This is a genomic window from Vibrio scophthalmi LMG 19158, from assembly GCF_000222585.1.
In the GTDB taxonomy this organism is placed as follows: domain Bacteria; phylum Pseudomonadota; class Gammaproteobacteria; order Enterobacterales; family Vibrionaceae; genus Vibrio; species Vibrio scophthalmi.
Window position 1 is genome coordinate 51,973 of the sequence record NZ_AFWE01000226.1, and the last position, 22,733, is coordinate 74,705.

26 protein-coding genes are annotated in these 22,733 nt (G+C 44.5%); 16 read left to right on the top strand and 10 right to left on the bottom strand.

Annotation, left to right across the window (positions count from 1 at the left end; genetic code table 11):
- Positions 1-381 precede the first annotated feature (381 nt).
- Positions 382-630 (top strand): YciN family protein, encoded by a 249-nt coding sequence (locus RH88_RS21915; RefSeq protein ID WP_005600149.1) that lies wholly within the window; start codon positions 382-384, stop codon positions 628-630.
- A gap of 304 nt (positions 631-934) precedes the next feature.
- Here RH88_RS21915 and aroA read toward each other — a convergent pair whose 3' ends face one another.
- Together aroA and RH88_RS21925 are read right to left on the bottom strand one after the other, a co-directional pair.
- Positions 935-2,230, bottom strand: a complete 1,296-nt coding sequence (aroA, locus tag RH88_RS21920) for a 3-phosphoshikimate 1-carboxyvinyltransferase (protein WP_005600151.1) — start codon at positions 2,228-2,230, stop codon at positions 935-937.
- 153 nt (positions 2,231-2,383) lie between these two features.
- A complete protein-coding gene (locus RH88_RS21925; RefSeq protein WP_040758065.1) occupies positions 2,384-2,839 on the bottom strand; it encodes an outer membrane lipoprotein in 456 nt (151 codons plus the stop codon).
- Between the two features lie 18 nt (positions 2,840-2,857).
- On the opposite strand from RH88_RS21925, the gene aat reads away from it, so the two are divergent.
- From aat to infA, 3 genes are all read left to right on the top strand, one after another.
- On the top strand, positions 2,858-3,574 hold the full coding sequence (gene aat, locus RH88_RS21930; protein ID WP_005600155.1) for a leucyl/phenylalanyl-tRNA--protein transferase: 717 nt from the start codon (positions 2,858-2,860) through the stop codon (positions 3,572-3,574).
- Position 3,575: 1 nt separating this feature from the next.
- Positions 3,576-4,274, top strand: a complete 699-nt coding sequence (locus tag RH88_RS21935) for an arginyltransferase (RefSeq protein ID WP_005600157.1) — start codon at positions 3,576-3,578, stop codon at positions 4,272-4,274.
- Between the two features lie 81 nt (positions 4,275-4,355).
- On the top strand, positions 4,356-4,574 hold the full coding sequence (infA, locus tag RH88_RS21940; protein WP_005600159.1) for a translation initiation factor IF-1: 219 nt from the start codon (positions 4,356-4,358) through the stop codon (positions 4,572-4,574).
- 71 nt (positions 4,575-4,645) lie between these two features.
- On the opposite strand, the gene RH88_RS21945 is transcribed toward infA, so the two are convergent.
- The gene (locus RH88_RS21945; RefSeq protein ID WP_005600161.1) at positions 4,646-5,224 is read right to left on the bottom strand and encodes a thymidine kinase; all 579 of its coding nucleotides are present in this window, start codon (positions 5,222-5,224) and stop codon (positions 4,646-4,648) included.
- Positions 5,225-5,325: 101 nt separating this feature from the next.
- Positions 5,326-6,708 carry a cysteine--tRNA ligase gene (cysS, locus tag RH88_RS21950; RefSeq protein WP_005600163.1) on the bottom strand — a complete coding sequence of 461 codons (1,383 nt, stop codon included), beginning with the start codon at positions 6,706-6,708 and terminating at the stop codon, positions 5,326-5,328.
- A gap of 203 nt (positions 6,709-6,911) precedes the next feature.
- Here cysS and RH88_RS21955 point away from each other — a divergent pair, with 203 nt between their 5' ends.
- The 4 genes from RH88_RS21955 to RH88_RS21970 all read left to right on the top strand — a co-directional run bounded on the left by RH88_RS21955 (position 6,912) and on the right by RH88_RS21970 (position 10,060).
- Complete coding sequence (locus RH88_RS21955) at positions 6,912-7,406, top strand: peptidylprolyl isomerase (RefSeq protein ID WP_005600165.1); 495 nt, start codon at positions 6,912-6,914, stop codon at positions 7,404-7,406.
- A 51-nt stretch (positions 7,407-7,457) separates the two neighbouring features.
- On the top strand, positions 7,458-8,198 hold the full coding sequence (gene lpxH, locus RH88_RS21960; protein ID WP_005600166.1) for a UDP-2,3-diacylglucosamine diphosphatase: 741 nt from the start codon (positions 7,458-7,460) through the stop codon (positions 8,196-8,198).
- A 75-nt stretch (positions 8,199-8,273) separates the two neighbouring features.
- Entirely contained in the window at positions 8,274-9,491 is a 1,218-nt protein-coding gene (locus RH88_RS21965) for an EAL and HDOD domain-containing protein (protein WP_005600168.1), read from the top strand.
- Between the two features lie 65 nt (positions 9,492-9,556).
- Entirely contained in the window at positions 9,557-10,060 is a 504-nt protein-coding gene (locus RH88_RS21970) for a YchJ family protein (RefSeq protein ID WP_005600170.1), read from the top strand.
- A 57-nt stretch (positions 10,061-10,117) separates the two neighbouring features.
- Here the strand turns inward: RH88_RS21970 and RH88_RS21975 are convergent, their stop codons facing one another.
- Complete coding sequence (locus RH88_RS21975; protein ID WP_005600171.1) at positions 10,118-10,405, bottom strand: YeaC family protein; 288 nt, start codon at positions 10,403-10,405, stop codon at positions 10,118-10,120.
- Between the two features lie 104 nt (positions 10,406-10,509).
- On the opposite strand from RH88_RS21975, the gene RH88_RS21980 reads away from it, so the two are divergent.
- Positions 10,510-11,328 carry a DUF2989 domain-containing protein gene (locus RH88_RS21980; RefSeq protein ID WP_005600173.1) on the top strand — a complete coding sequence of 273 codons (819 nt, stop codon included), beginning with the start codon at positions 10,510-10,512 and terminating at the stop codon, positions 11,326-11,328.
- Positions 11,329-11,409: 81 nt separating this feature from the next.
- Here the strand turns inward: RH88_RS21980 and msrB are convergent, their stop codons facing one another.
- Entirely contained in the window at positions 11,410-11,829 is a 420-nt protein-coding gene (gene msrB, locus RH88_RS21985) for a peptide-methionine (R)-S-oxide reductase MsrB (protein WP_005600175.1), read from the bottom strand.
- A 335-nt stretch (positions 11,830-12,164) separates the two neighbouring features.
- Here msrB and gap point away from each other — a divergent pair, with 335 nt between their 5' ends.
- The 5 genes from gap (at position 12,165) to RH88_RS22010 (ending at position 17,916) form a co-directional block, all read left to right on the top strand.
- Positions 12,165-13,160 (top strand): type I glyceraldehyde-3-phosphate dehydrogenase, encoded by a 996-nt coding sequence (gap, locus tag RH88_RS21990; RefSeq protein WP_005600177.1) that lies wholly within the window; start codon positions 12,165-12,167, stop codon positions 13,158-13,160.
- A gap of 208 nt (positions 13,161-13,368) precedes the next feature.
- Positions 13,369-14,250, top strand: a complete 882-nt coding sequence (locus RH88_RS21995; RefSeq protein WP_005600178.1) for a D-hexose-6-phosphate mutarotase — start codon at positions 13,369-13,371, stop codon at positions 14,248-14,250.
- A gap of 159 nt (positions 14,251-14,409) precedes the next feature.
- Entirely contained in the window at positions 14,410-15,237 is an 828-nt protein-coding gene (rlmA, locus tag RH88_RS22000; protein WP_005600180.1) for a 23S rRNA (guanine(745)-N(1))-methyltransferase, read from the top strand.
- A gap of 328 nt (positions 15,238-15,565) precedes the next feature.
- Positions 15,566-15,910 carry a hypothetical protein gene (locus tag RH88_RS22005; RefSeq protein WP_005600182.1) on the top strand — a complete coding sequence of 115 codons (345 nt, stop codon included), beginning with the start codon at positions 15,566-15,568 and terminating at the stop codon, positions 15,908-15,910.
- A 122-nt stretch (positions 15,911-16,032) separates the two neighbouring features.
- Positions 16,033-17,916: a BCCT family transporter gene (locus tag RH88_RS22010; protein WP_005600184.1), complete on the top strand. Its 1,884-nt coding sequence runs from the start codon at positions 16,033-16,035 to the stop codon at positions 17,914-17,916.
- Between the two features lie 170 nt (positions 17,917-18,086).
- Here the strand turns inward: RH88_RS22010 and RH88_RS22015 are convergent, their stop codons facing one another.
- Positions 18,087-19,742 carry a mechanosensitive ion channel family protein gene (locus RH88_RS22015; protein ID WP_005600186.1) on the bottom strand — a complete coding sequence of 552 codons (1,656 nt, stop codon included), beginning with the start codon at positions 19,740-19,742 and terminating at the stop codon, positions 18,087-18,089.
- A 239-nt stretch (positions 19,743-19,981) separates the two neighbouring features.
- Positions 19,982-20,434: a YcgN family cysteine cluster protein gene (locus RH88_RS22020; protein ID WP_005600188.1), complete on the bottom strand. Its 453-nt coding sequence runs from the start codon at positions 20,432-20,434 to the stop codon at positions 19,982-19,984.
- Positions 20,435-20,573: 139 nt separating this feature from the next.
- On the opposite strand from RH88_RS22020, the gene RH88_RS22025 reads away from it, so the two are divergent.
- Entirely contained in the window at positions 20,574-20,825 is a 252-nt protein-coding gene (locus tag RH88_RS22025) for a GlsB/YeaQ/YmgE family stress response membrane protein (RefSeq protein ID WP_005600190.1), read from the top strand.
- 179 nt (positions 20,826-21,004) lie between these two features.
- Positions 21,005-21,310 carry a YkgJ family cysteine cluster protein gene (locus RH88_RS23150; RefSeq protein WP_005600194.1) on the top strand — a complete coding sequence of 102 codons (306 nt, stop codon included), beginning with the start codon at positions 21,005-21,007 and terminating at the stop codon, positions 21,308-21,310.
- A gap of 118 nt (positions 21,311-21,428) precedes the next feature.
- Here the strand turns inward: RH88_RS23150 and RH88_RS22035 are convergent, their stop codons facing one another.
- Both RH88_RS22035 and RH88_RS22040 read right to left on the bottom strand, forming a co-directional pair.
- The gene (locus tag RH88_RS22035) at positions 21,429-22,409 is read right to left on the bottom strand and encodes an aldo/keto reductase (protein WP_005600195.1); all 981 of its coding nucleotides are present in this window, start codon (positions 22,407-22,409) and stop codon (positions 21,429-21,431) included.
- On the bottom strand, positions 22,406-22,714 hold the full coding sequence (locus RH88_RS22040; protein WP_005600196.1) for a SemiSWEET transporter: 309 nt from the start codon (positions 22,712-22,714) through the stop codon (positions 22,406-22,408). The genes RH88_RS22035 and RH88_RS22040 overlap by 4 nt, the downstream gene beginning before the upstream one ends.
- Positions 22,715-22,733 lie beyond the last annotated feature (19 nt).

Sequence of the window (22,733 nt, forward strand, 5' to 3'; positions counted from 1 at the left end):
GAGCTTATCGCACAACATACTTAAAATATTGCTTCTTTTTTTACTATCGAGCGAGATGACCAGAAGATCAATATCTTTTTTTAAAATCACTTTTGACTGCTCGACAAATGCGCGATCTCACTCAAGACGTTAAGTGTGTTTATAAAACCAATTCGATGGTTAGTTCGGTTACGCAATCAATGCCTTACCTTATGAAGTGCCACATACTAAACGTGTGGTTTATATCTCCGCCAACAAAGTAAGCAGATTTATGTAGCCCGTCACAAAACATTTCCACTCAGCACCATGGCTAAAATTGTTATAGGTCATTGGAAAATGCCATTAACTGCACGTACAATCCCTGCCATATCCCGTCAAACCCTCTATTTAAAGGTAATCGTGATGAGCGAAAAGAAAACCATCTCCCAATTTGATCTCCTGCTGATCGCTAACCAAATTATTCAAGCCCACGATGATTATATCGAAGGGATGCGTGCTGATAGCGTAGAAGAAAAAGAAGAAGTTTTGGTCTTTAAAGGCAACTATTTCTTAGATGATAATGGTATCCCAACCGCAAACACGACTGCGGTATTCAACATGTTCAAATACCTTGCACATCATCTGTCAAAAGAGTTTACGTTAGAAAAATAGTCAGTTGATCGAGAATCGAGAATCGAGAATCGAGAATCGAGAATCGAGAATCGAGAATCGAAAGCGTAACATGCGCTTTTGCTTAGAGTAACAGAAAAGGCTGACACGGTGTCAGCCTTTGTTATTTTGAGATTCCCGACTCGGTCGTACCTCCCTCTCGAGAATGACAAACTGACCTTTTACCCACTATTTAGCTAGGTCATTCCTTAACTAGGTCATTCCATAGTGTACGTTAGCACGAGTAGGAAACCTCTATTTTCTTTATTGTCGAAACCAAGCTCTAAATCCAGTGTTCTCGCTTAGCTTAGCAGCTCAAACCCGCCAATTTATCGAAATAATCAGGGAAGGTCTTCGAGGTACACTTGGGATCATTAATCGTCACAGGCGTGTCGCTCAGCGCAACTAGTGAAAAACACATCGCCATGCGATGATCATCATAAGTATCAATCGCTGCGTGTGTCAGAGCCTCTGGCGGCGTAACAATGATGTAATCCTCACCCTCTTCCACAACAGCCCCCACTTTGCGTAGTTCTGTCGCCATCGCAGCCAGACGATCGGTCTCTTTTACGCGCCAGTTGTAGACATTGCGAATTGCTGTCGTACCTTGAGCAAACAGAGCAGTCGTTGCAATGGTCATCGCCGCATCAGGGATGTGGTTAAAGTCCATATCCACGGCAGTAAGCTTACCGACACGTGAAATCACATAATCCTCACCCCATTCAATCTCAGCGCCCATTTTTTCTAACGCGTCAGCAAATTGAATATCGCCTTGAATGCTGTTTTTACCAATGCCGGTTACTTTGATCGCCCCCCCTTTGATCGCCGCTGCTGCGAGGAAATATGACGCAGAAGAAGCATCACCTTCGACTAAAAAGTCACCTGGAGAAACGTATTGCTGACCCGCTTTAATGGCGAATTGTTGATAATTGCGGTTTTCAACTTCAACACCAAACTGAGCCATGATATGCAAGGTAATATCGATATAAGGTTTCGACACCAAATCACCGACAATGTTGATAACAACATCGTCTTTGGCCAGTGGTGCTGACATCAAAAACGCAGTGAGAAACTGGCTTGAAATTGAACCATCAATTTCAACGCTGCCACCGTTTAAACCGCAGCCAACAATCTTGATGGGTGGGTAATTTTCGTTCTCAAGATAGCTAATTTCAGCGCCCGCTTGGCGCAACGCATCGACTAAGTGGCCGATTGGGCGCTCTTTCATGCGTGGTTCGCCAGTCAGTACATACTCACCAGAGCCCAAACAAAGGGCGGCCGCGAGTGGACGCATCGCTGTACCGGCATTGCCTAGGAAAAGCTCTAACGCTTGGGCTGCATTATCCCCTGTCCCTGTAAACGCACCGCCCAGGCCATCGACTTCACACACCGTTTTATCATCGGATAAACGATAGTTAACCCCTAACGAAGTTAACGCATTGAGCATGTGGCGAATATCATCGCTATCTAGCAAATTCGTTAAACGTGTGGTTCCTTGCGCAAGAGCCGCCAGCAGTAAAGCGCGATTTGAAACACTTTTAGAACCTGGTAAGTTGACCTCACCATCGACTTTATTGATTGGTTGTAATGTAAGGCTTTCCATTTGAGACTACTATTCCTTGCTCACCCAGCATCCTTAGGGTGATGAAAAATTCTTCGTACTGGCAGACTAACGAAAAACCGCCGTTAAAACCAGAGTAAATCCCGTTTTAACGGCAGGAAAAATCATCCGTTTATGCCGCTCACGTTCAATTAATTAGTACTCTTTATCCACTCTGACACCATCATTGAAGTAGAGAATCCTAACTGGGTCGTTACGTTGAAAAATCATTGAACTATCGACATCTTGAATCACGTTAATCAGCCGTTTATCGTCGGTCAAAATAAGCAATTCCACCAAACGATATTCGATGCTGTAGCTTTGATTGGCACGGTTACGCGCCACACTCGCCCCAGCGACCGCCCCCACAGCCGTCGCGACTTCTTTGCCTGAACCGCCACCAAATTGGTTACCGACCAGCCCGCCGACCACGGCACCTAACAATGTTTCCCACCCGTTACCTTTTGACTCGACAATCTCTTGTTGAGTGATATAGCGGACGGAATCTATTTTACCGAAAACAACCTCATTCACCGGACGAGCCACATTCCTTTGATATGCGGCATTGGCAAACAGAGGAAAAATCAATAATATCCATACCCACTTCTTCATCATACTGAACACCTCTTGATGGCTATTTATCTGACAGAACTCGACCCTAACGACTTGAGCTTCCCGTCGCCATTTGACGCATTGAATGATCCCAACGGCTTATTGGCTTTTGGCGGTGATCTGTCGGCCGCTCGCTTATTAACAGCTTACCACAATGGTATCTTTCCATGGTATGGCCCGGATGAGCCGATTTTATGGTGGAGCCCTTCCCCACGAGCGGTGTTCAAGCCTGATATTTTTAAACCCTCGAAAAGTTTAAAAAAATTTCAGCGTAAGCATCAATATCGCGTCAGTATCAACCATGCGACAGAGCAAGTGATAGACCAATGCGCGGCAATGAGAAGCGCTGAAGAGACTTGGCTCAATGAAGATATGCGTCGAGCCTATAAGCAATTAGCACAACAAGGCCGATGCCACTCTGTCGAAGTATGGCAAGAGAACCGTTTAATTGGGGGCTTGTATGGCCTTTCTATTGGCCAGCTATTTTGTGGCGAATCGATGTTTAGCCTCGAGAGCAATGCATCAAAAATTGCCTTGTGGTATTTCTGCTCCCATTTCTACCAACACGGGGGGCAATTAATTGATTGCCAAGTTTTGAACGAGCACACTCAATCTTTAGGTGCATTTGAATTAGAACGCGAAAGCTTTATTCAAAGCCTGCTATCCTTAAGATATCAAGCTCTTGACGAGCATTGCTTTCAACCACAATGGCTTCATTTACCCGCTGAGATATGAGATGAGTTCTGACTTGCAGCAAATTCGTATTGGTCTGACCGATAACCACCCATGTAGCTACCTGCCTAATCGACAGGAGCGCGTTGCGGTGGCACTAGAACCGGCATTGCATAGTTCATCGAACTACGAAGTTTTACTCGCAAATGGATTTCGTCGCAGCGGCGATACCATTTATAAACCGCACTGTGAATTATGCTCAGCCTGCCAACCCATTCGTATCTCAGTACCGAATTTTGAACCATCGCGCAGCCAAAAGCGGCTTTTAGCGAAAGCCAAAACCATCACTTATCAATTGAAAGAAGAACTGGACAATGAGTGGTTCGAACTCTATAACCGATACATTGAAGTTCGTCATCGTAACGGCAGCATGTATCCAGCGAATCGTGATAGCTTCGCTCAGTTCTCTCATTGCACTTGGCTGAACACTCAGTATCTACACATCTATGATAATGGCCGGTTGATTGGCATTGCAGTGACCGACATTCTCAGTAACAGCGCCAGCGCGTTCTATACTTTTTTTGACCCACACAGCGAAATTTCACTGGGTACTTTGGGGGTATTACTGCAAATTGATTATTGTCGTAACCAAGGAAAACAGTGGCTTTATCTGGGGTATCAAATCGATGAATGCTCGGCCATGAATTACAAAGTCCGCTTTCAACCTCATCAAAGGCTAGTAAATCAGACTTGGCAGGGGTAGAATACGCCCCAACTTTACTTAATTCATTTTTATCGGTACGACTAAGCCGGTTGAAATTGTCCATTTGAAAAAGAGGAATAAATGGCTAAAGAAGACGTAATTGAGTTGCAAGGTACAGTCCTTGATACTCTTCCAAACACAATGTTCCGTGTTGAGTTAGAAAACGGTCACGTAGTTACTGCTCACATCTCTGGTAAAATGCGTAAGAACTACATCCGTATTCTTACTGGTGACAAAGTAACTGTAGAGATGACTCCATACGACCTATCTAAAGGCCGCATCGTCTTCCGTGCTCGTTAATCTTTAGATTTACGAATACAACAAAAAACGGAGCCAGTGGCTCCGTTTTTTGTTTTTTGTGCGAAAAGATCTTACTGACCTAGTGCTTCTTTATAGTGCTGACGGCAAACCGAAACATAACGGTCATTACCACCAATCGCCACTTGATCACCTTGAGCAATCGCATTGCCATGCTCATCCGTACGAATCACCATGTTTGCTTTACGACCACAATGACAAATAGTTTTAAGCTCTACCAGCTTATCTGCCCACGATAGTAGATACTTACTACCTTCAAATAGCTCACCCAGAAAATCAGTACGAAGGCCGTAGCATAAAACAGGAATATGCAGTTTATCGACCACTTCCGTTAGCTGATATACCTGCTCTTTCGATAAGAACTGACATTCATCAATCAAAATACAATGACGTTTTTCTTCGCTATTAAGCGTTTCAATCGCCTTAAACAAATCCGTTTCTGGTTTGAATAAAAAAGCATCTGACTGCAAACCAATGCGCGAACTCACCTTACCAATACCGTAACGATCATCTAATGCCGCAGTGAAAATCACTGGGTTCATGCCACGCTCTTGGTAATTAAATGAAGATTGAAGAAGCGTCGTAGATTTACCCGCATTCATTGCCGAGTAATAGAAGTACATCTGAGCCACGAAAAATATCCTATAGAATAGACAAATCGGATAGAAAAAAGGGCTGACGACTCAGCCCCTTAAAATTATTTATACACCCACTAACTTAATTGATGTGGATATTATTTACGACGCCAGGTTGTGCCCTCTGCGCCATCTTCCAACTCAATACCCATCTCGTTAAGCTTATCACGCGCTAAATCCGCGTTAGCCCAATCTTTCGATGCGCGTGAGTCGTTACGTAGCTTGATCAATGCTTCAATTTCAGCCACTTCATCATCGTTACCCGCATCACCTTTTAGGAAAGCTTCTGCATCTTGATGGAGAATACCAATCACTTCCGCCATTTGGCGCATAACAACGCCTAGAGCACTTGCTTGCTCAATGTTTTCTGCTTTAAGACGGTTGATTTCACGCGCCATATCAAACAGTACTGAGTAAGCTTCTGGTGTATTGAAGTCATCGTTCATCGCGTCATTAAAGCGTGTTTGGTACTCATCACCACCCGCCGCTTCAACTGACAAATCGAGACCACGTAATGAGGTGTATAGACGCTCAAGTGAAGCGCGTGCTTGATTGAGGTTTTCTTCGCTGTAGTTTAGTTGGCTACGGTAGTGACCTGACATCAAGAAGTAACGCACGGTTTCAGCGTCGTAATGACCAAGCACATCACGAATAGTGAAGAAGTTGCCTAGCGATTTAGACATTTTCTCTTTATCAACCATCACCATACCGCTGTGCATCCAAGTATTCACATACTGGGTGTTATGCGCGCAGCACGATTGAGCGATTTCATTTTCGTGGTGTGGGAATTGTAGATCAGAGCCACCACCGTGAATGTCGAAATGGTTACCTAGAATCGCCGAATTCATTGCTGAACATTCGATATGCCAACCCGGACGACCTGCGCCCCATGGTGATTCCCATGTAGGCTCACCTGGCTTAGACATTTTCCATAGCACGAAGTCTAGCGGGCTACGTTTAGCTGATTCGATATCAACACGCGCACCAGCTTGCAGTTGATCAAGATCTTGCTTAGACAGTTTGCCGTACTCATCGAACTTGCTCACTTCAAACATCACGTCGCCGTTACTTGCCACATAAGCAAAACCGCGTTCGATCAGTTTCTCAACCAATGCAATAATTTCTGGAATAAATTCTGTTGCACGCGGCTCAATATCTGGACGCTTCATATTCAACGCGTCAAAGTCTGCGTGCATTTCACCGATTAAACGCTCAGTCAGTGACTCACAGCTTTCGCCATTTTCATTTGCGCGCTTGATGATCTTGTCATCGATATCCGTGATATTACGAACGAAAGTCAAATCGTAACCAAGGTAACGCAAGTAGCGTGAAACCACGTCAAATGAAACGAACGTGCGGCCATGACCGATATGACAGAGATCGTAAATGGTTACCCCACAGACATACATGCCGATTTTGCCAGCATTGATTGGTTTGAATTCCTCTTTCTGTCTTGTGAGTGTGTTATATATTTTTAACATGATCTCTATGCTTTATCTGGGTGAAACAAAATAGTGGTTCAGTATATCAATTCACACTTGATTAGGTAATCCCTCAAACGGTTAAAAAGCCATCATTAGCGCCTATACTGATGTGTGAACCCCTTCTTTTCACGTATTAATGTCTGAAAAGTTAAGATAGAATCTTCAGCTCAAATCAAAAAACATCGGTTAAGGATACAATCATGATCACCCTTCACACTAATTTTGGTGACATCAAAGTTAAGCTAGACACTGAGAACGCTCCAGAAACAAGCGCAAACTTCCTACAGTACTGCCGTGATGGTTTTTACGACAACACACTATTCCACCGTGTTATCGATGGTTTCATGATTCAAGGTGGTGGCATGGAGTCTGGCCTACGTGAAAAGGCGACTCGTGCAACAATCAAAAACGAAGCTAACAACGGCCTAAGCAACAAAGTAGGTACGCTAGCAATGGCTCGTACTATGGAACCGCATTCAGCAAGCTCTCAGTTCTTCATCAACGTGAGCAACAACACTTTCCTAGATTTCCGTAGCGAAAGCCTAGACGGTTGGGGTTACTGTGTATTTGCTGAAGTAGTTGAAGGCATGGACGTAGTAGACCAAATCAAAGGTGTGAGCACTGGCTCTTACGGAATGCACCAAGACGTACCACTAGAAGACGTGGTTATCACTGGCACGACTATCGAAGCATAATCGTCAATAAAGGGCGCTTTGGCGCCCTTTTTATTTAGCTCTACAGGTATCATGACTACTCTCTTTATCTCCGATCTACACCTCTCGCCAAACACGACCGAGATCAATCACTGTTTTACCCAGTTTATGCGTAACGAAGCCATTCATGCTGATGCGCTGTATGTGTTGGGTGATCTGTTTGATTTTTGGATAGGTGATGATGACCGCAGTGAGTTTGCTCAGCAAATTCGTGCTGAATTCAAACAGCTCACCAATCACGGCGTGCCTTGCTTTTTTGTCAAAGGTAATCGTGACTTTCTTGTCGGTCAGCGCTTTGCCAAGCAAACGGGCGTTACGTTACTGGGTGATGAAACGGTGATCGACCTGTATGGGCGCAAAGCAGTGATCTTACACGGTGATACACTCTGTACCGAAGATACCCAATACTTGGCATTTCGTGCCAAAGTGAATCAACCTTGGCTGCAATGGGTATTCAATCGCTTACCAATGACGCTTAAACGAAAAATCGTTGGTAAAATTCAGCAAGGCGCACGTGATACCAAGAAGTCAAAATCACTGACTATCATGGATGTTACGCAAAGCGAAGTGGAAGATGTCATGATCGCACATGGTGTCGATTTGATGATTCACGGCCACACCCATCGCCCAAATACCCATCACTTTACGAGCAGCAATAACCAATCGATGACCCGTATTGTACTGGGTGACTGGTATGACCAAGGCTCCATTTTGTGCTGTGACACGGAAAATTTGACATTAGAAACGCGCCCTTTGCACAGCAATGAGTGTTAGTTTGAACTAGTTCAAAGCAAAACTTCACGGTATCCCTATCATCGCCCTGAAATAGAAATTAGGTTGATGTCTCTCTTGAAGTATTCTTATTTTGCACGCCAACCGATATTGAACCGGGAAAAACAAACCATCGGTTACGAGCTATTGTTCCGAGATGGTCCAAGCAACACTTTCCCCAATATCGATCCCGAACTGGCGACCAGTCGTTTATTGTCTGATCATATGCTGACCACCCAAAGTGAAACCTTGGGTGACAAACTCGGCTTTATCAATTTTCCCTATGCCAGTTTGATCAAGCAGCTACCTAGCCTGTTCTCCGCCGAGAATATGGTGATTGAAATCCTTGAAGATTGCCAGCCAACACCAGAGTTGTTGGCGGCAGTACGTTCGCTACATCAACAAGGCTATACCCTAGCGTTGGATGACTTTATTCCCAATAAAGAATGGCGCGAGTTTCTGCCTTACATCTCAATCATTAAATTCGATATCCATGTCGTACCGATTGAAAAAGCCAAGATCTATATTGATAGCTTGAATAAGTACAACATCGAATTTCTCGCTGAAAAAATTGAAACACACCAAGAATACCAACAAGCACTACAGGCGGGCTTTGTTTACTTTCAAGGTTACTTTTTTGCCAAGCCTGAAATGGTACAAAAGAAAGCTTTAGAGCCATCGTTTATGACGGTGATTGAACTGATCACTGAAATATCTCAAGATCAGCTGGATTTCAAAGTGTTGGAGCATTTGGTTTCCAAAGACGTCACCTTATCGTACAAATTGCTGCGCTACGTCAACGCGTCGGCCATGGTCAGCAACAAGATCCACTCCTTCAAACAAGCACTGATTTACCTCGGTGAAGACCGACTGCGCAAATTTATCTCTCTCGTCGCCCTTTCGGCCACGCAAGAAGGTAAACCGGATCATCTTTATACCTTGTCAATTCAGCGCGCGAAATTCTGTCAACTGTTAAGCCAGCAAATGCGGTTGAGTAAGACACCTAAGAAGAGCCATGCGTTTTTAACCGGCATGTTTTCACTGCTCGATTCATTGCTCGATCGCCCTTTAGAAGACATTCTCAATGATGTGCCGATCGACGATGCGATCTTTCAAGCTCTGATCGAAAAACGCGGCGTGTTAGGCGGGCTATTGATGTTGGTCAGCGCTTACGAAAAAGCACATTGGGATAAAGCCGCCAGCATTAGTTTTAAACTCAAACTCAGTGACCAAGCCGTTGCCAAAGCTTATCAAGAATCAATACGCTGGACAGCAGAACTGGTTGAAGTGCAGTAGCGCTTTACTCTCAGCGAGTGGCTCAATACACTAGCGCCAATTTCAGCTTAACTAATGGTACTCGTATGAGTCATTGTCCTTGCGGTAACCCAACGAATTACGAACAGTGCTGCCAACCTGTTCACCTTGATCATCACCAAGCTAAAACGCCAGAGCAACTGATGCGTGCTCGTTACAGTGCACACGTAAAAGGTTTGGTCGATTTTGTCGTAGCAACCTATCACCCAAGTTGCGAAGCCGAAGCACAACGTGACGCCATCGCAGACTCAGTAAACAGCAACTGGCTCTCACTCGATGTACTCGGCAGCGAAGATGGTCAAAACAGCGACGAAGGTTTTGTTACATTCCAAGCTTATTTTGAACAAGAAGACGACGAGTTTTGCCTTGAGGAACGTTCACGCTTTGTACGTGAAAACGATCTTTGGTACTACATTGATGGGGAATATGCCGAACAAGCTGCCGAGCCACAAGATGAAAGATTGTCACAACCAATCAAAAGTCTCAAAGTGGGGCGAAATGACCCATGCATTTGTGGCAGCGGTAAAAAATTTAAGAAGTGCTGCGGATAATTAAACAAAAAAGGTAGATGATTGTGCATCTACCTTTTTATTATCGACAACTTGACGTTATTCACTGTCATTTGGGTTAACACGAACAATATCGGATTGTTGTTTCTGAAATTGCTTTTTCAGCTCCGTTTTGGATTTAAAGCTAATTTCGCCTCCCTGAGCAACCGTCATATGCTGAGCTTCCTCATTGTGCTTAGCTTGATAGAGCATGACGGCTTGCATACACGAATCACGTTGTTGTTGAGAAAGTACGGTTCCTTCTGGCCACTTGCCTGTCTCAACGGCAAAAAGTAAGCGTTGGTAAGCATCAGGCGTTATGGCATTGACTAACTGCTCTGCGTCCATGAGTTATCCTTCTTATCATCGTTATGAGCAAAACATAACTGGCTCGCTATATGAGTCAAGACAAGAACCCAGAATAAGCGTATCTGATCACAAGCATTGAAATTATGAATAGACTCAAGTTGGCAACCACCATTGGCTTAGGTTTTCTCCTCAGCGGATGTTTTGAAGGACGAAAAAATACCGAGCAACTTTGTGCAGAAAACCCTGCACTCCGCTGTGAACTACTCAATATGGATGATGGACAATGTCGTGTACCACGCACAGACTTAGTTTGGCATCGCTTTGAAGTGCTGAAAGATCCCTCGGATATCAACAAAATTCGCGAGTATCATTTCTTGGCTGACTATAAAAAGTGTTTGACGTTAGCTGCACAAATTCAGCCGATGGATCAAAATAACCGCAAAGAAAAACGCTTTACCTCACAGATGAATGTCACGGATGATCAAGTTCGCTTAATTAACGAGTTAAAGCAATCAACCTCGCCTCAAGCGCTCTATTTCCTCTGGAGCCAAGAAGGTGATGAACAGGCACAGCGTCAATTTTTGCAACTTGAAGGGACACAAGCACTAGAGAGTGCCGAAATGCAATATGCGTTAGCTACCTTCTATACCAGTCGTGATGCTGAGAAGACGCTCTACTTACTTAACCGCTCACTTGAATTAGCGGATGGTACACAGCCCAATATTGATGCAATCAAAACACTGGCCAGTATCAACTTCCAGCAAAACCGCAAAGAGTTGGCTTATATATGGGCACTCGTCGCCAGTCACTTCGATGTCAAAACCGCCTCAGCCAATAATCGACAGTTAATGTATGGCTTTAGTGAAGACAAATATCAGCAACTGAGTGATATTGCAGATAAGGTGCACAATGCGATTGAAGATGGCAAATATACCACCAGCATGATCCCACAATATGAGTGAGCACAATATGAGTGAGATCGACGCTAACGGAACGAGTTAACTGATCGTTCCACCTGAAAGATTCAAACAAACAGCGGTGATTTATTCACCGCTTTTTTGTTGATTGTTGAAAATTAACGACACAGAATTGACACAGAATCGTTCACCCGTCGTTGGTGGACCATCGGGAAAAACGTGACCTAAATGGCTATCGCAACTGGCGCAGCGGATCTCAGAACGAACCATTCCGTGACTCAAGTCTTGTAAATAACGAATCGCTTGGTCGTCAATCGGGGCATCAAAACTTGGCCAACCACACCCTGAGTCGAACTTATTATCCGATTGAAAGAGTGGCGCTTGGCAACACGTACAGGAATAAACCCCACTTTCTCGGTTGTGTAACAACTTGCCACTAAAAGGGGCTTCAGTCCCCTGCTCTCGACAAACTCGAAACTCCTCATCAGACAAGCGATCGCGCCAGTATTCATCTGGCTTTGAAACCTTTTCAATTTCTCTTTTCATTCGCTTACTCCTTTGTTTACTAATCTAATTTTACCTAGATTATCGCTAAAAATTTACCTTTATCGACCTTTTGTAGCACATACTTTCTCACCGTGATAGAGTAGTCCAACAGCTGGCTAAGATTTAGTCATGCGACCATTTTATGTCAACTGGCAGCTGAAAAAAGTAAATATCCGTATAAAAGATAACCATTTGCGACTAATTGTGAAAAAAAGCGTCGCTTTTTTTTGACATTAAACAAGTTAAGTCCGATTATCTCTTGCAGACATTTACTGGATTCTGTAATTTTACTACCAGTTATCTTTAATCAGAAATTAAGTTGTGGAGCAGCTATAATGACTATCAAAGTAGGTATTAACGGTTTTGGCCGTATCGGTCGATTCGTATTCCGTGCAGCGCAAGAGCGCAACGACATCGAAGTTGTAGGTATTAACGACCTTATCGACGTAGAATACATGGCATACATGCTGAAATACGACTCAACTCACGGCCGTTTCAACGGTACTGTTGAAGTTGTAGACGGTAACCTAATCGTTAACGGTAAAACTGTACGTGTAACTGCAGAGCGCAACCCTGAAGATCTAAAATGGGATGCAATCGGTGTTGACGTAGTAGCAGAAGCTACTGGTCTATTCCTAGACGACGCAACAGCACGTAAGCACATCACAGCTGGCGCGAAGAAAGTTGTTCTTACTGGTCCATCTAAAGACGCAACTCCAATGTTCGTTATGGGCGTAAACGATTCAACTTACGCAGGCCAAGACATCGTTTCTAACGCTTCTTGTACTACTAACTGTCTAGCGCCTATCGCTAAAGTTCTAAACGACAACTTCGGTATCGTTTCAGGTCTTATGACAACTGTACACGCTACTACAGCAACTCAAAAAACTGTAGACGGTCCTTCAGCTAAAGACTGGCGCGGTGGTCGTGGTGCTTCTCAGAACATCATCCCATCATCAACTGGTGCTGCTAAAGCAGTAGGCGTTGTTCTTCCTGAGCTAAACGGCAAACTAACTGGTATGGCTTTCCGCGTACCAACTGCTAACGTTTCTGTAGTTGACCTAACTGTTAACCTAGAGAAAGGCGCATCTTACGAAACTATCTGTGCAGCAATGAAAGCAGCATCAGAAGGCGAACTAAAAGGCGTTCTAGGCTACACTGAAGACCAAGTTGTTTCTCAAGACTTCATTGGCGAAGTTCAAACTTCAGTATTCGATGCTAAAGCTGGTATCGCTCTAACTGATAACTTCGTTAAAGTTGTATCTTGGTACGACAACGAAATCGGTTACTCAAACAAAGTTCTAGACCTAATTGCACACATCTCTAAGTAATTTCTTAGATAGCAATTAGCGAACTTTTCTTTGAGAAAAATCGTGAAAAAAGGCGGCTCTTGAGTCGCCTTTTTAGTATCTAAAAAGTAGTAAATTTCATTTAAAACACTGACTTTTATCGAAATTATGTCCTATTGGCTTTTCATCTCTCATCGCTTTACACCACAATGGCCAACAGAATCTAATTTTCAAATTCGAGGACTCATTTATGAACTTGTCTCAATTGCCTGCAATCGCAGTTCTCTCTGACAACGTCACTATCGTTCAGCATGGCGAAGTAAAAATTGTGCGTGTCATGCATGACAAAGCCGTGGCTGGTATCTCACTACTGGGTGGTCATGTCGTGTCTTATCAACCAACAGGTCAAGAAGATCTTATTTGGATGAGCAAAGCGGCAATTTTTGATGGCGAAAAGGCACTGCGTGGCGGTATTCCAGTCTGCTGGCCTTGGTTTGGTCGTATTGCTAACCCTGCTCATGGTTTTGCGCGTAGCAAAGAGTGGGAATTAGTAGAACACCGTGAGAATGAGCATGGTGTGATTGTTGAGTTGGCATTATTCCCAAGCGAAGACACTCTCAGCATTTGGCCTCACCTATTCGATTTACGTTTAGTGATGGAAGTGGGCGATGAGCTCAAAGTGACTCTTAAAGTACGTAACATCGACGATCACGCTTGGACCTTCTCAGGTGCGTTACACACTTACCTTAACATCAGCGAAATCACGCAAATGCAAGCGACAGGTATGGGTGCTGAATACATTGATGGCCTACAAGACAACAAAGTGTGCCAAGGTGGCGACACACTCGAGCTGACTGCGGGTATTGACCGCGTTTACACCCAACCTGAAGCCGTCATCAAGGTCGAAGATAAGGTGCTTGACCGCACTTTGCATATTACCAATAGCGGTCATAACTCGGCGGTATTATGGAATCCGTGGATTGAAGTGGCGACCGACATGGCTGATATGGAAAACGATGGCTACAAAACTATGTTCTGTGTTGAATCGACTATTCACGCGCCGACCATTGACGATGGCATCACACTCCAGCCGAACGAAACACACGAGCTAAGCACCATCATCTCAGCTTAAACGTCTCCCTGCCCTCAGGCAATACAGTGCTATTTTCCAAGAGCCAGCGATCATGCTGGCTCTTTTGTTCTATTGGCAAAAAAATCCAGTTTGCCAAGCTTTTGCCGCAGCCGGTTTCTTGCTAGACTCTGCCGCCTAACTTTATCCGTTGAGATCGTTATGTCTTATCAATGTCCTCTCTGTCACCTGCCGCTTGCTTTTGCTGAGCGAACTTACCGTTGTGCTAACAACCACGGTTTTGATCTCGCCAAAGAAGGTTATGTCAATTTGATGCCCGTGCAGCACAAACGCTCAAAAGATCCAGGCGACAATAAAGAGATGATGCAAGCGCGTCGTCGTTTCTTAGAAAAAGACTACTACCAACCGATGAAGCAAGCTGTTGCACAACTGTGCGCACAGTATCTTGTGGATAGCGAACATCAGTTGCTTGATATCGGTTGTGGTGAAGGTTACTACACCGATGAAGTGGCTACGGCACTTACTGCTCAATCAGCCGATGCTGCTGTTTTTGGCTTAGACATTTCTAAAATTGCGATTCGCTTTGCGGCAAAACGCTACCCGAACTGTCAATTTAGCGTTGCGTCGAGCCATCGCCTGCCGTTTGCAGATCACAGTTTAAATGGCATCTTGCGTATCTATGCACCATGTAAAGCTGAAGAGATGGCTCGCACCCTAACCGACAATGGTGTCGTGATCACCGTGACACCTGCCGGTCGCCATTTATACCAACTGCGTGAACACATCTACCAAGAGATTCGCCTGCACAACGAAGAACCAGAGCAATTGGAAGGCTTCACGCTTGAGCATGAACAAAAGCTCAACTATGTGATGAACTTAGCTCAAGGTGATGGCTTTGATTTGCTGCAAATGACACCGTTTGCGTGGAAAGCCAGCGACGAATTGCGCGAGTTACTGAAAACCGCACCGCACTTTGATTGTGAAGCGGACTTTATGATCCGTGTTTATCGTAAAGCAGTCTCACAATAAGCGGCTCAAAATCATAGTGGGATACGTCTCTTCTAAGCCTTACTGGGTCTCATATCGGACCTAGTCGGGCTTAGAATTCTCTTATAAGCTATTCTTAAACATCATTCTCTTATACATAGTTCTCATATACATGGTTCTATTACACATAATCCTCTTGCCAAAATAGCGCTCCACAGTACATATTGATATCCACAAATGCCTACACCACAGGCACAGCTAAGTTGGCGCGTTTTTTGCTCACAAAAAGTTATCGCTCCAACGAATATTTCCCACAAGTTTTATTCATCTTGGTCGATATAATGATTGAGGACTGTGATAGGAGACATTTATGACACCGGTAGGCATGGAGCCAGCAAAGCTGACACCAACCCAGCAAGTCAAACCTCAAGCGAAAACGGCAGATGTGACCACCAGTTCTACACCACTGAAAGTAGAACAAAATAAAGTCACGCTGTCCGATGAAGGTAAAGCTCTGTTAGCGGCATTAAAAGAGATTGAAAAAGAGAGTGCTCCAGAGAAAACAGTTGGCGATAAAGTCGAATCTTTTGCTGCTGGTGCTCTTGGCATGGATCACCCAGATACCATCAAAGAAGAAGATGATGACTCCTATTCTGCGGGGCAATTTCTTTCCGCTGCGGCAACGGTTGGCGGCCTTCTACTCATGCTTGCCTGATCCCACAGATCAGGCCGGCTTGTTCTTTTTTATTAATCGTCACGAATCAATTTGCTGTTTGTCATGAAAATGAGATCGCCATCATAATAGTTACTTAATTGCCTTTATGGATAAAGCAAACTATGAAAAATGACTTTTCATTGATCGACAAACCTACCTTTTTTGGTGCGATTGCACTCTTACTCATGATTGTTGTACCACTGATCTTGTTCCCTGAACAAGGTGCAGATTGGATCGCGGTAGCCAAAACCTTCATGACCGATAAACTCGGCTTCCTCTATCTCGCCTTAGGCATCAGTGCCTTATTCTTTATGATCTATGTCATCTTTAGTGATATGGGGCAGATCAAACTTGGCGAAGCTGACGAAAAGCCAGAATTTTCCACCATGTCTTGGGCAGCAATGCTGTTTTGTGGTGGTATCGGCGCCAGTATCCTTTACTGGGGCTGCATCGAATGGGCTTACTACTACCAATCACCGCCTTTCCAACTGGAACCGGGCAGTGAGGAAGCGGTACGTTGGGCTGCCACTTACGGAATCTTCCACTGGGGACCTATTGCTTGGTCAATTTACTTGATCCCAGCGCTACCCATTGCTTACTTCTTCTATGTCCGTAAACAACCTGTTCTTAAAGTTTCTAGCGCACTGATGCCCGTTCTTGGCGAAGAGCGCAGCAAAGGTGCCTGGGGTAAGATTGTTGACGTCCTATTCATCTTTGGCCTACTTGGTGGTGCTGCTACGAGCTTAGGTCTTGCTGCGCCACTGATTGGTGAAGGTTTACACTACTTATTCGGCATGCCGAAAAACACCTTCAGCCAAGTCTTAGTACTGCTAGTGTGTACCGCTATTTTTGCCTACTCTTCCTATGCTGGCCTAGAAAAAGGCATTAAGATCCTCAGTAATATAAACTTCTGGGGTGCAATGGGGCTATTGGCATTCGTGCTGGTTGCTGGCCCAACCATCTTTATGCTGGAAACCGGGCTCGATTCCCTGGGTCGCATGCTGTCTAACTTCTTTGTGATGGCGACTTGGGCTGAACCATTTGGCGGCTATGGCTCGTTTGAAGATACTCACTTCCCACAAGATTGGACTATCTTCTACTGGGCATGGTGGCTGGTTTTTGCACCAAGTATGGGGCTATTTGTCGCTCGTATCTCACGCGGACGTACCATCAAGCAAATGGTCGCAGGCTCAATTTTCTTTGGTTCATTGGGCTGTTTCCTATTCTTTATGATCTTAGGCAACTACGGCTTATCGCTACAACTTTCCGGTGAATTAGATATCGTTGGTATCCTCAATAGCGAAGGCGCAACCAAAGCGATCTTCTCTATGCTAGAGATGCTACCAATGGGTACGCTGGTTATCGCTGTCTTTACCGTGTTGTGTATTATTTTTACCGCCACGACTTTTGACTCGATTTCTTACATCTTAGCTTCGGTGGTGCAAAACAATGTCACTGAAGAACCAATGCGTTGGAACCGTATGTTCTGGGCATTTACCCTCTCATTCCTGCCAACGGTACTGATGTTTATGGGTGGTTTAAGCACCTTACAAACAGCAGCAATCGTGGGTGGTTTACCGCTATTGGGTATTTCGGTGATGTTGATGGTTTCTGCCGTGCGTGCGACCACACTCGATCTGCGCCATCAAGAAGACTACGTAGAATCCACCATTAATATTGAAGAGCTGCCAGATGTCGATCCATGGTCTTCAGAAGGTATGGCACTAGCTCGTTTCGAAAAGGCACGTGATACTGCACAAGAAGCGGCAGAAGCTGAGCGTCTTGCAATGACTGAACTGATGCATGTACGTAAACGCATTCGCGCCTTTGCTTTAGAGCATAGTCTGGATGAAAACTACGCAGACCATCACTTACCGCAAGAGCTGCAAGATGATCTGCAACACGCATTAGATAATATCGCCAAAGCGAAAGAGTATAAGCAGCAAGCTTCTGAGTTATCACAACAAGCTCGAATCGACTTCAATAACGTCATTCCAAGCGCGTAACAACGGTATTCTCCATGCCTAATTTAAAGCCCACGCTGTGGGCTTTTTTTCGTTTCCTCGATGCTGTCCATTTCAACCGATAAAAAAGCGCCACTGATATTGAGTCAGGGCGCTTTTCTATCTGGTCTGTGACCTTTGTGTTTTAGAGCGTATTTTTTTTATCTAACCACTTATGCGTCTTTTTTCTCAACCATATGCAGATGCACATCTTGTTGTGGGAAAGGAATCGAGAGACCTTCACGATCAAAACGCAGTTTTACTTCTTTGGTCACATCCCAATATACATCCCAATAGTCTTCGGTTTTTACCCAAGGACGAACAATAAAATCGATGGATGAGGTATTGAGAGTATGCACTTTGATCATCGGTTCAGGCGATCGCAACACCATTGGATGTGAAGTGACGATGTCATTTAATACCGACTCTGCATGCAGTAAGTCATCGCTATAACCAATACCAAACACCATATCGACACGACGGATCCGTTCATGAGTGACGTTTTTAATCACGTCGCCCCAAATCTTACTGTTTGGCACAATGATGATTTGGTTATCAAAGGTACGAATGGTGGTATTGACCAAGCTCATGTGGCTCACCTTACCATCCACACCTCCTGCATAAACAAAATCACCCACGTCAAACGGGCGATAAATCAACAGCATCATACCAGCAGCGAAGTTAGACAGCGTATCTTGCAAAGCAAAACCAATGATCACACCTGCGATACCAAAACCGGTCAAGATCGGAGCAAGATTAAGCCCAATCTGCGACAAACCGACCATGATACCGATCACCCAGACAGCCTTACCTGACATCGAAACAAAGAAATCCTGCATCAACTGCGACATCTTTAAGTTTTTCGATGATACGGTGCGAGTCACCAATTTACGCGCAACCCCAGCAAGACCCTTGGCAATCAACAAAATCAGCGCAAACACCATTAACTGGAAGAGGTGTTGCGGCGCGTTATCGACCAACCAATCAAACGCATTGCTTGACCAGTTGGTAATGATCGCCAAAATTACCTGTGTATTGAGTAAGTCGTGCGTGATGCTACCCGTCACCTCAAACGCTAAACGCTTATATTCAGAAGTTTCAATACCGAGATGATCACCGATAGTAATCAGATCACGCATACTTGTGGTGGCGATATCCAAACGTTGCTTAATAATCAATTGACTAAGTTGAATTGAGGATTTTTCTGACTCAGGACTGGTTGCCAACTGTGCGGTAGTAAATTCATGTTGCTGGTTAAAATACACCACCGATGCTGAGAGCAAACGCAAGCGAGTGCTGGTTGCTTCACGCAGAGACTCTTCCAACTTTGGATCGGGTTTACCAAGTTTTTTCAGCCAAGAAATATTTTGCCAACTCGCCTGATAAACCGAATCTAAGTAATGTTGTAGTTCACGATAGTGGTTGAGCAGCGCCAGTTTATCTTCTGGTTTCGCGCTATCAATCTGCTCATTAATTAACTTTATCTTGTTATCCAGATAGGCCGTTGCACCTTTGGCATACTGTTTTTGAATATTAACTTGCTTTAAAAGCTCAGCCTCATCAAGGCTTCCACTACTAACAGCCGCGGCCAGCTTGGCTCTTAGCTCTTCATTTTTTTGAAATAGTTGCAGTTGAATGGCATCACGTTCATCCCCTGAGGCTGACTCTAAACTATGGGAAAGGTCGACGATATCTTGGTTGATTGATCGAATCGCCAACTCTGTTTTAGAGAATTGAGGCTCTTCGACAGCTTGTTCGGCAAATACCGAGAAAGAGAAGAAACTAATAAACACAGCAAGAAAAATTTTCTTACTCAAATGGAATGACATATATACCTCACTTACGAACGCTAGCCAGAAAAGCCTAGCAGAATCCCTTCCTTACCGTATCAATCTACGGTTAAACGTAAGTGTAGTTGGATTGTTAAAACAGAACAGTGACTAAAGAATAAAAACCGCTCTCTTGCGGAAAAAGTCGCCATATTATGGATACAAAAAAGGCTTACCGAGGTAAGCCTTTTCAAGCAAAAAACAATATTTGTGTTCAATCCACAATACTTAGTGCTTCATTATACTTTTTTCGCTGCCCAATCCGGCAAGTTTTGAATATGGTTTTGCCAATCAACCACTTCAATCTCATACACCACTTTGTTGCGTACGCTTGCGCCGGCTTTATGCATAGCGGCTTTGGAACCGGTGATCAATGGGTGCCATTCTGGCAACGGTTCATTACGTGCTAATAAACGGTAAGCACAGGTGTGCGGTAGCCACTCGAAGTCTTCGATGTCTTCACGAGTCAACTTGGTGCAATCTTCATCTGAGGTAAAACGATTCGCGTAATCTTTACATGAACACGTCTTGGTATTTAACCAACTACACGCCACGTTGGTGTAGTAGATTTCATCGGTATCTTCATCCATGAGTTTATGTAGACAACACTTGCCGCAACCATCACAAAGCGCTTCCCACTCTTGATCGCTCATTTGCTCTAGTTTTTTTGTTTGCCAAAATTGTTCGCTCATAGACCCATACTTCGATTCAAAACAGGGTGCGATTTATACCGCTCTCATTCGATAAGTGCAAGCCCTCGGCTAAAATAAGCGCTTTACTCAGTCTGTTCTATCCTTAATACGTCATAGACACACGAATTAAGGAGAACTCATGGGTATTATTTCGTGGATCATTCTAGGCTTAATTGCTGGTGCATTGGCAAAATGGTTAATGCCCGGTGACGATGGCGGCGGTTGGATTGCAACCATGGTGCTCGGTATTGCTGGCGCATTTGTCGGTGGCTTCCTTGGCGGACTGCTTGGCTTTGGTGGAGCAGATGGCGTTAATATCGGCAGTATTCTTACCGCAACGTTAGGCGCTTTCGTCTTACTCTTCGTTTATAACCGTTTTATGCGAGGATAACGACGCCGCTTCATCGCTACGCTAAACAGCCCCTTAATCGGGGCTATTTACTTGGCCGCTTCTTTCCTTGGCTATCCGCACATTCGAGTAGCGCTGGAAACTCACGCAACGATGGACTAGAATCGCCCTCCTCTTTTGTCGCCGCTGACAAACTTTTGTGATTTTCTTTGGTATTAAACATGTCTGACAATCTTATCGCCGTTTCTGATTGGTTCCCGTGCGTTTCAGCATCTGGCAAAGGTTGTGGCGCATGCTGTATTGCACCATCAATTAGCTCACCAATTCCAGGTATGCCAAATGGCAAACCGGCCGGTGTTCGCTGCATTCAACTCGATGACAACAATCTGTGTAAAATTTTTGGCCAACCCGATAGACCTAAAGTATGCCTTGCCTTTAGTAGTGACGAAGTAATTTGTTACGACGGCGCAGAACAAGCGCTCACGATTTTATTAGATTTAGAAGGGGCCACTAGCTCATTAAGCTAAGCCATTGATGACATGAGTTTCTTGTAAAACTTCTGCGCACGGATACTCAAGATTAATCATCCAGCCGTGAGAGCAGGTTGTCTCACGACTGGGTTTTCGGCATTCATTACGCCAGCAATTATTGTAGTTGCCACTTGGCAACAATCTCTTCTGCACGCTTCAAAAGCTCTACGCTCGAGGGCGATTGTACAAAGGCCGCATTATCTCGCACTTGCTGCGATGTATGAGCCCCCGCAATCACCGGGCCAACCTCATCCTGAGCCACTAACCAATGAATCGCTAGATGAGCGAGAGGAATATTGGCCTCTTTCGCTAATACTTTGAGTTCTTCCACACAGTTAAAGTAAGGTTCAAATGCTTCACCGTTCAATTTCGGGTTATTACGGCGGTCATCATTCTCATCCCAGTTCCCACTGCGGTTCAACGTACCGGTTAACAAACCCTGCATCAGCGGCGAGTACGGTAAATACTTCATATCGTGTTGTTGGCAAAATGGCAATGCTTCCTCACGAGCACGGTATTGCAGCGGAATATTATGGTAATGGTCGGGGGTTTGCTCCAGTAGGTTATACAAACCTTGGAAAGTTGCGACCTCAACACCCGCCATCATTTCACGGCTCATATCCAGTGAATAGTTAGACACGCCGACATGACGAATTTTGCCTTGCTGCTTCAATTCCGCCAATGCCTCGGCCGTTTCACATATTGGCGTATTAGGATCTGGCCAATGCACTTGATACAGATCGACATAGTCGGTTTGCAGACGCATTAATGAATCATCAATCTCTTTAAAGATGCTCTGTTTTGACAGGTCTTTGCGGGTTTTCTTACGCTCATCTTGTGACCATGGCAAACCACACTTAGTCGCAATGATGACTGATTCACGTTGTTCGCTTTGCAGTGCCCTACCCAGTATACTTTCAGCGTGGCCTTTACCATAAACAGGGGCAACATCGAAAAAATTAATACCGGTGTCAATCGCGGTTTTGATGGCTCGGATTGACTCATCATCAACGACATTATTCCATGTTCCGCCAATCGCCCAGCAGCCAAAGCCGACCGCAGACGCATGCATCTCTTTGATCTGTTTAAACATCATACTAATTGTTTATCTCCGTTATTTCCTTTCACTGCGAGCTTTGCTTTGAGTAAATCGCGAATTTTTAGCGTTAAAATGATACTTGCCAGCATCAATGTCACCGCATTAGCAATAATCACCGGCCAATCCTGTACCGACACGCCATAGACAAACCACAAGAAAACACCCAATACGAAGATGCTGTACATCGCTAAAGAGATTGAGCGTGTATCTTTCGATTTTAGGATATGAAAGACTTGAGGAATAAAAGAGCAAGTGGTGCAAACTGCCGCAATATAGCCGATGACGGTCGCATCAAAGATCATGGTTAACTCCTGAAAAAAA

Bases quoted from the DNA above. Each gene is read 5' to 3' on its own strand.
- RH88_RS22015 (WP_005600186.1), bottom strand. From the start codon at position 19,742: ATGTCATTCCATTTGAGTAAGAAAATTTTTCTTGCTGTGTTTATTAGT.
- RH88_RS22040 (WP_005600196.1), bottom strand. From the start codon at position 22,714: ATGATCTTTGATGCGACCGTCATCGGCTATATTGCGGCAGTTTGCACC.
- lpxH (WP_005600166.1), top strand. From the start codon at position 7,458: ATGACTACTCTCTTTATCTCCGATCTACACCTCTCGCCAAACACGACC.
- RH88_RS21935 (WP_005600157.1), top strand. From the start codon at position 3,576: ATGAGTTCTGACTTGCAGCAAATTCGTATTGGTCTGACCGATAACCAC.
- RH88_RS21915 (WP_005600149.1), top strand. From the start codon at position 382: ATGAGCGAAAAGAAAACCATCTCCCAATTTGATCTCCTGCTGATCGCT.
- RH88_RS22025 (WP_005600190.1), top strand. From the start codon at position 20,574: ATGGGTATTATTTCGTGGATCATTCTAGGCTTAATTGCTGGTGCATTG.
- msrB (WP_005600175.1), bottom strand. From the start codon at position 11,829: ATGAAAAGAGAAATTGAAAAGGTTTCAAAGCCAGATGAATACTGGCGC.
- RH88_RS22005 (WP_005600182.1), top strand. From the start codon at position 15,566: ATGACACCGGTAGGCATGGAGCCAGCAAAGCTGACACCAACCCAGCAA.
- RH88_RS21980 (WP_005600173.1), top strand. From the start codon at position 10,510: ATGAATAGACTCAAGTTGGCAACCACCATTGGCTTAGGTTTTCTCCTC.
- cysS (WP_005600163.1), bottom strand. From the start codon at position 6,708: ATGTTAAAAATATATAACACACTCACAAGACAGAAAGAGGAATTCAAA.
- infA (WP_005600159.1), top strand. From the start codon at position 4,356: ATGGCTAAAGAAGACGTAATTGAGTTGCAAGGTACAGTCCTTGATACT.
- RH88_RS22035 (WP_005600195.1), bottom strand. From the start codon at position 22,409: ATGATGTTTAAACAGATCAAAGAGATGCATGCGTCTGCGGTCGGCTTT.
- gap (WP_005600177.1), top strand. From the start codon at position 12,165: ATGACTATCAAAGTAGGTATTAACGGTTTTGGCCGTATCGGTCGATTC.
- RH88_RS21970 (WP_005600170.1), top strand. From the start codon at position 9,557: ATGAGTCATTGTCCTTGCGGTAACCCAACGAATTACGAACAGTGCTGC.
- rlmA (WP_005600180.1), top strand. From the start codon at position 14,410: ATGTCTTATCAATGTCCTCTCTGTCACCTGCCGCTTGCTTTTGCTGAG.
- aroA (WP_005600151.1), bottom strand. From the start codon at position 2,230: ATGGAAAGCCTTACATTACAACCAATCAATAAAGTCGATGGTGAGGTC.
- RH88_RS22010 (WP_005600184.1), top strand. From the start codon at position 16,033: ATGAAAAATGACTTTTCATTGATCGACAAACCTACCTTTTTTGGTGCG.
- RH88_RS21995 (WP_005600178.1), top strand. From the start codon at position 13,369: ATGAACTTGTCTCAATTGCCTGCAATCGCAGTTCTCTCTGACAACGTC.
- RH88_RS21975 (WP_005600171.1), bottom strand. From the start codon at position 10,405: ATGGACGCAGAGCAGTTAGTCAATGCCATAACGCCTGATGCTTACCAA.
- RH88_RS21925 (WP_040758065.1), bottom strand. From the start codon at position 2,839: ATGAAGAAGTGGGTATGGATATTATTGATTTTTCCTCTGTTTGCCAAT.
- RH88_RS23150 (WP_005600194.1), top strand. From the start codon at position 21,005: ATGTCTGACAATCTTATCGCCGTTTCTGATTGGTTCCCGTGCGTTTCA.
- aat (WP_005600155.1), top strand. From the start codon at position 2,858: ATGGCTATTTATCTGACAGAACTCGACCCTAACGACTTGAGCTTCCCG.
- RH88_RS22020 (WP_005600188.1), bottom strand. From the start codon at position 20,434: ATGAGCGAACAATTTTGGCAAACAAAAAAACTAGAGCAAATGAGCGAT.
- RH88_RS21955 (WP_005600165.1), top strand. From the start codon at position 6,912: ATGATCACCCTTCACACTAATTTTGGTGACATCAAAGTTAAGCTAGAC.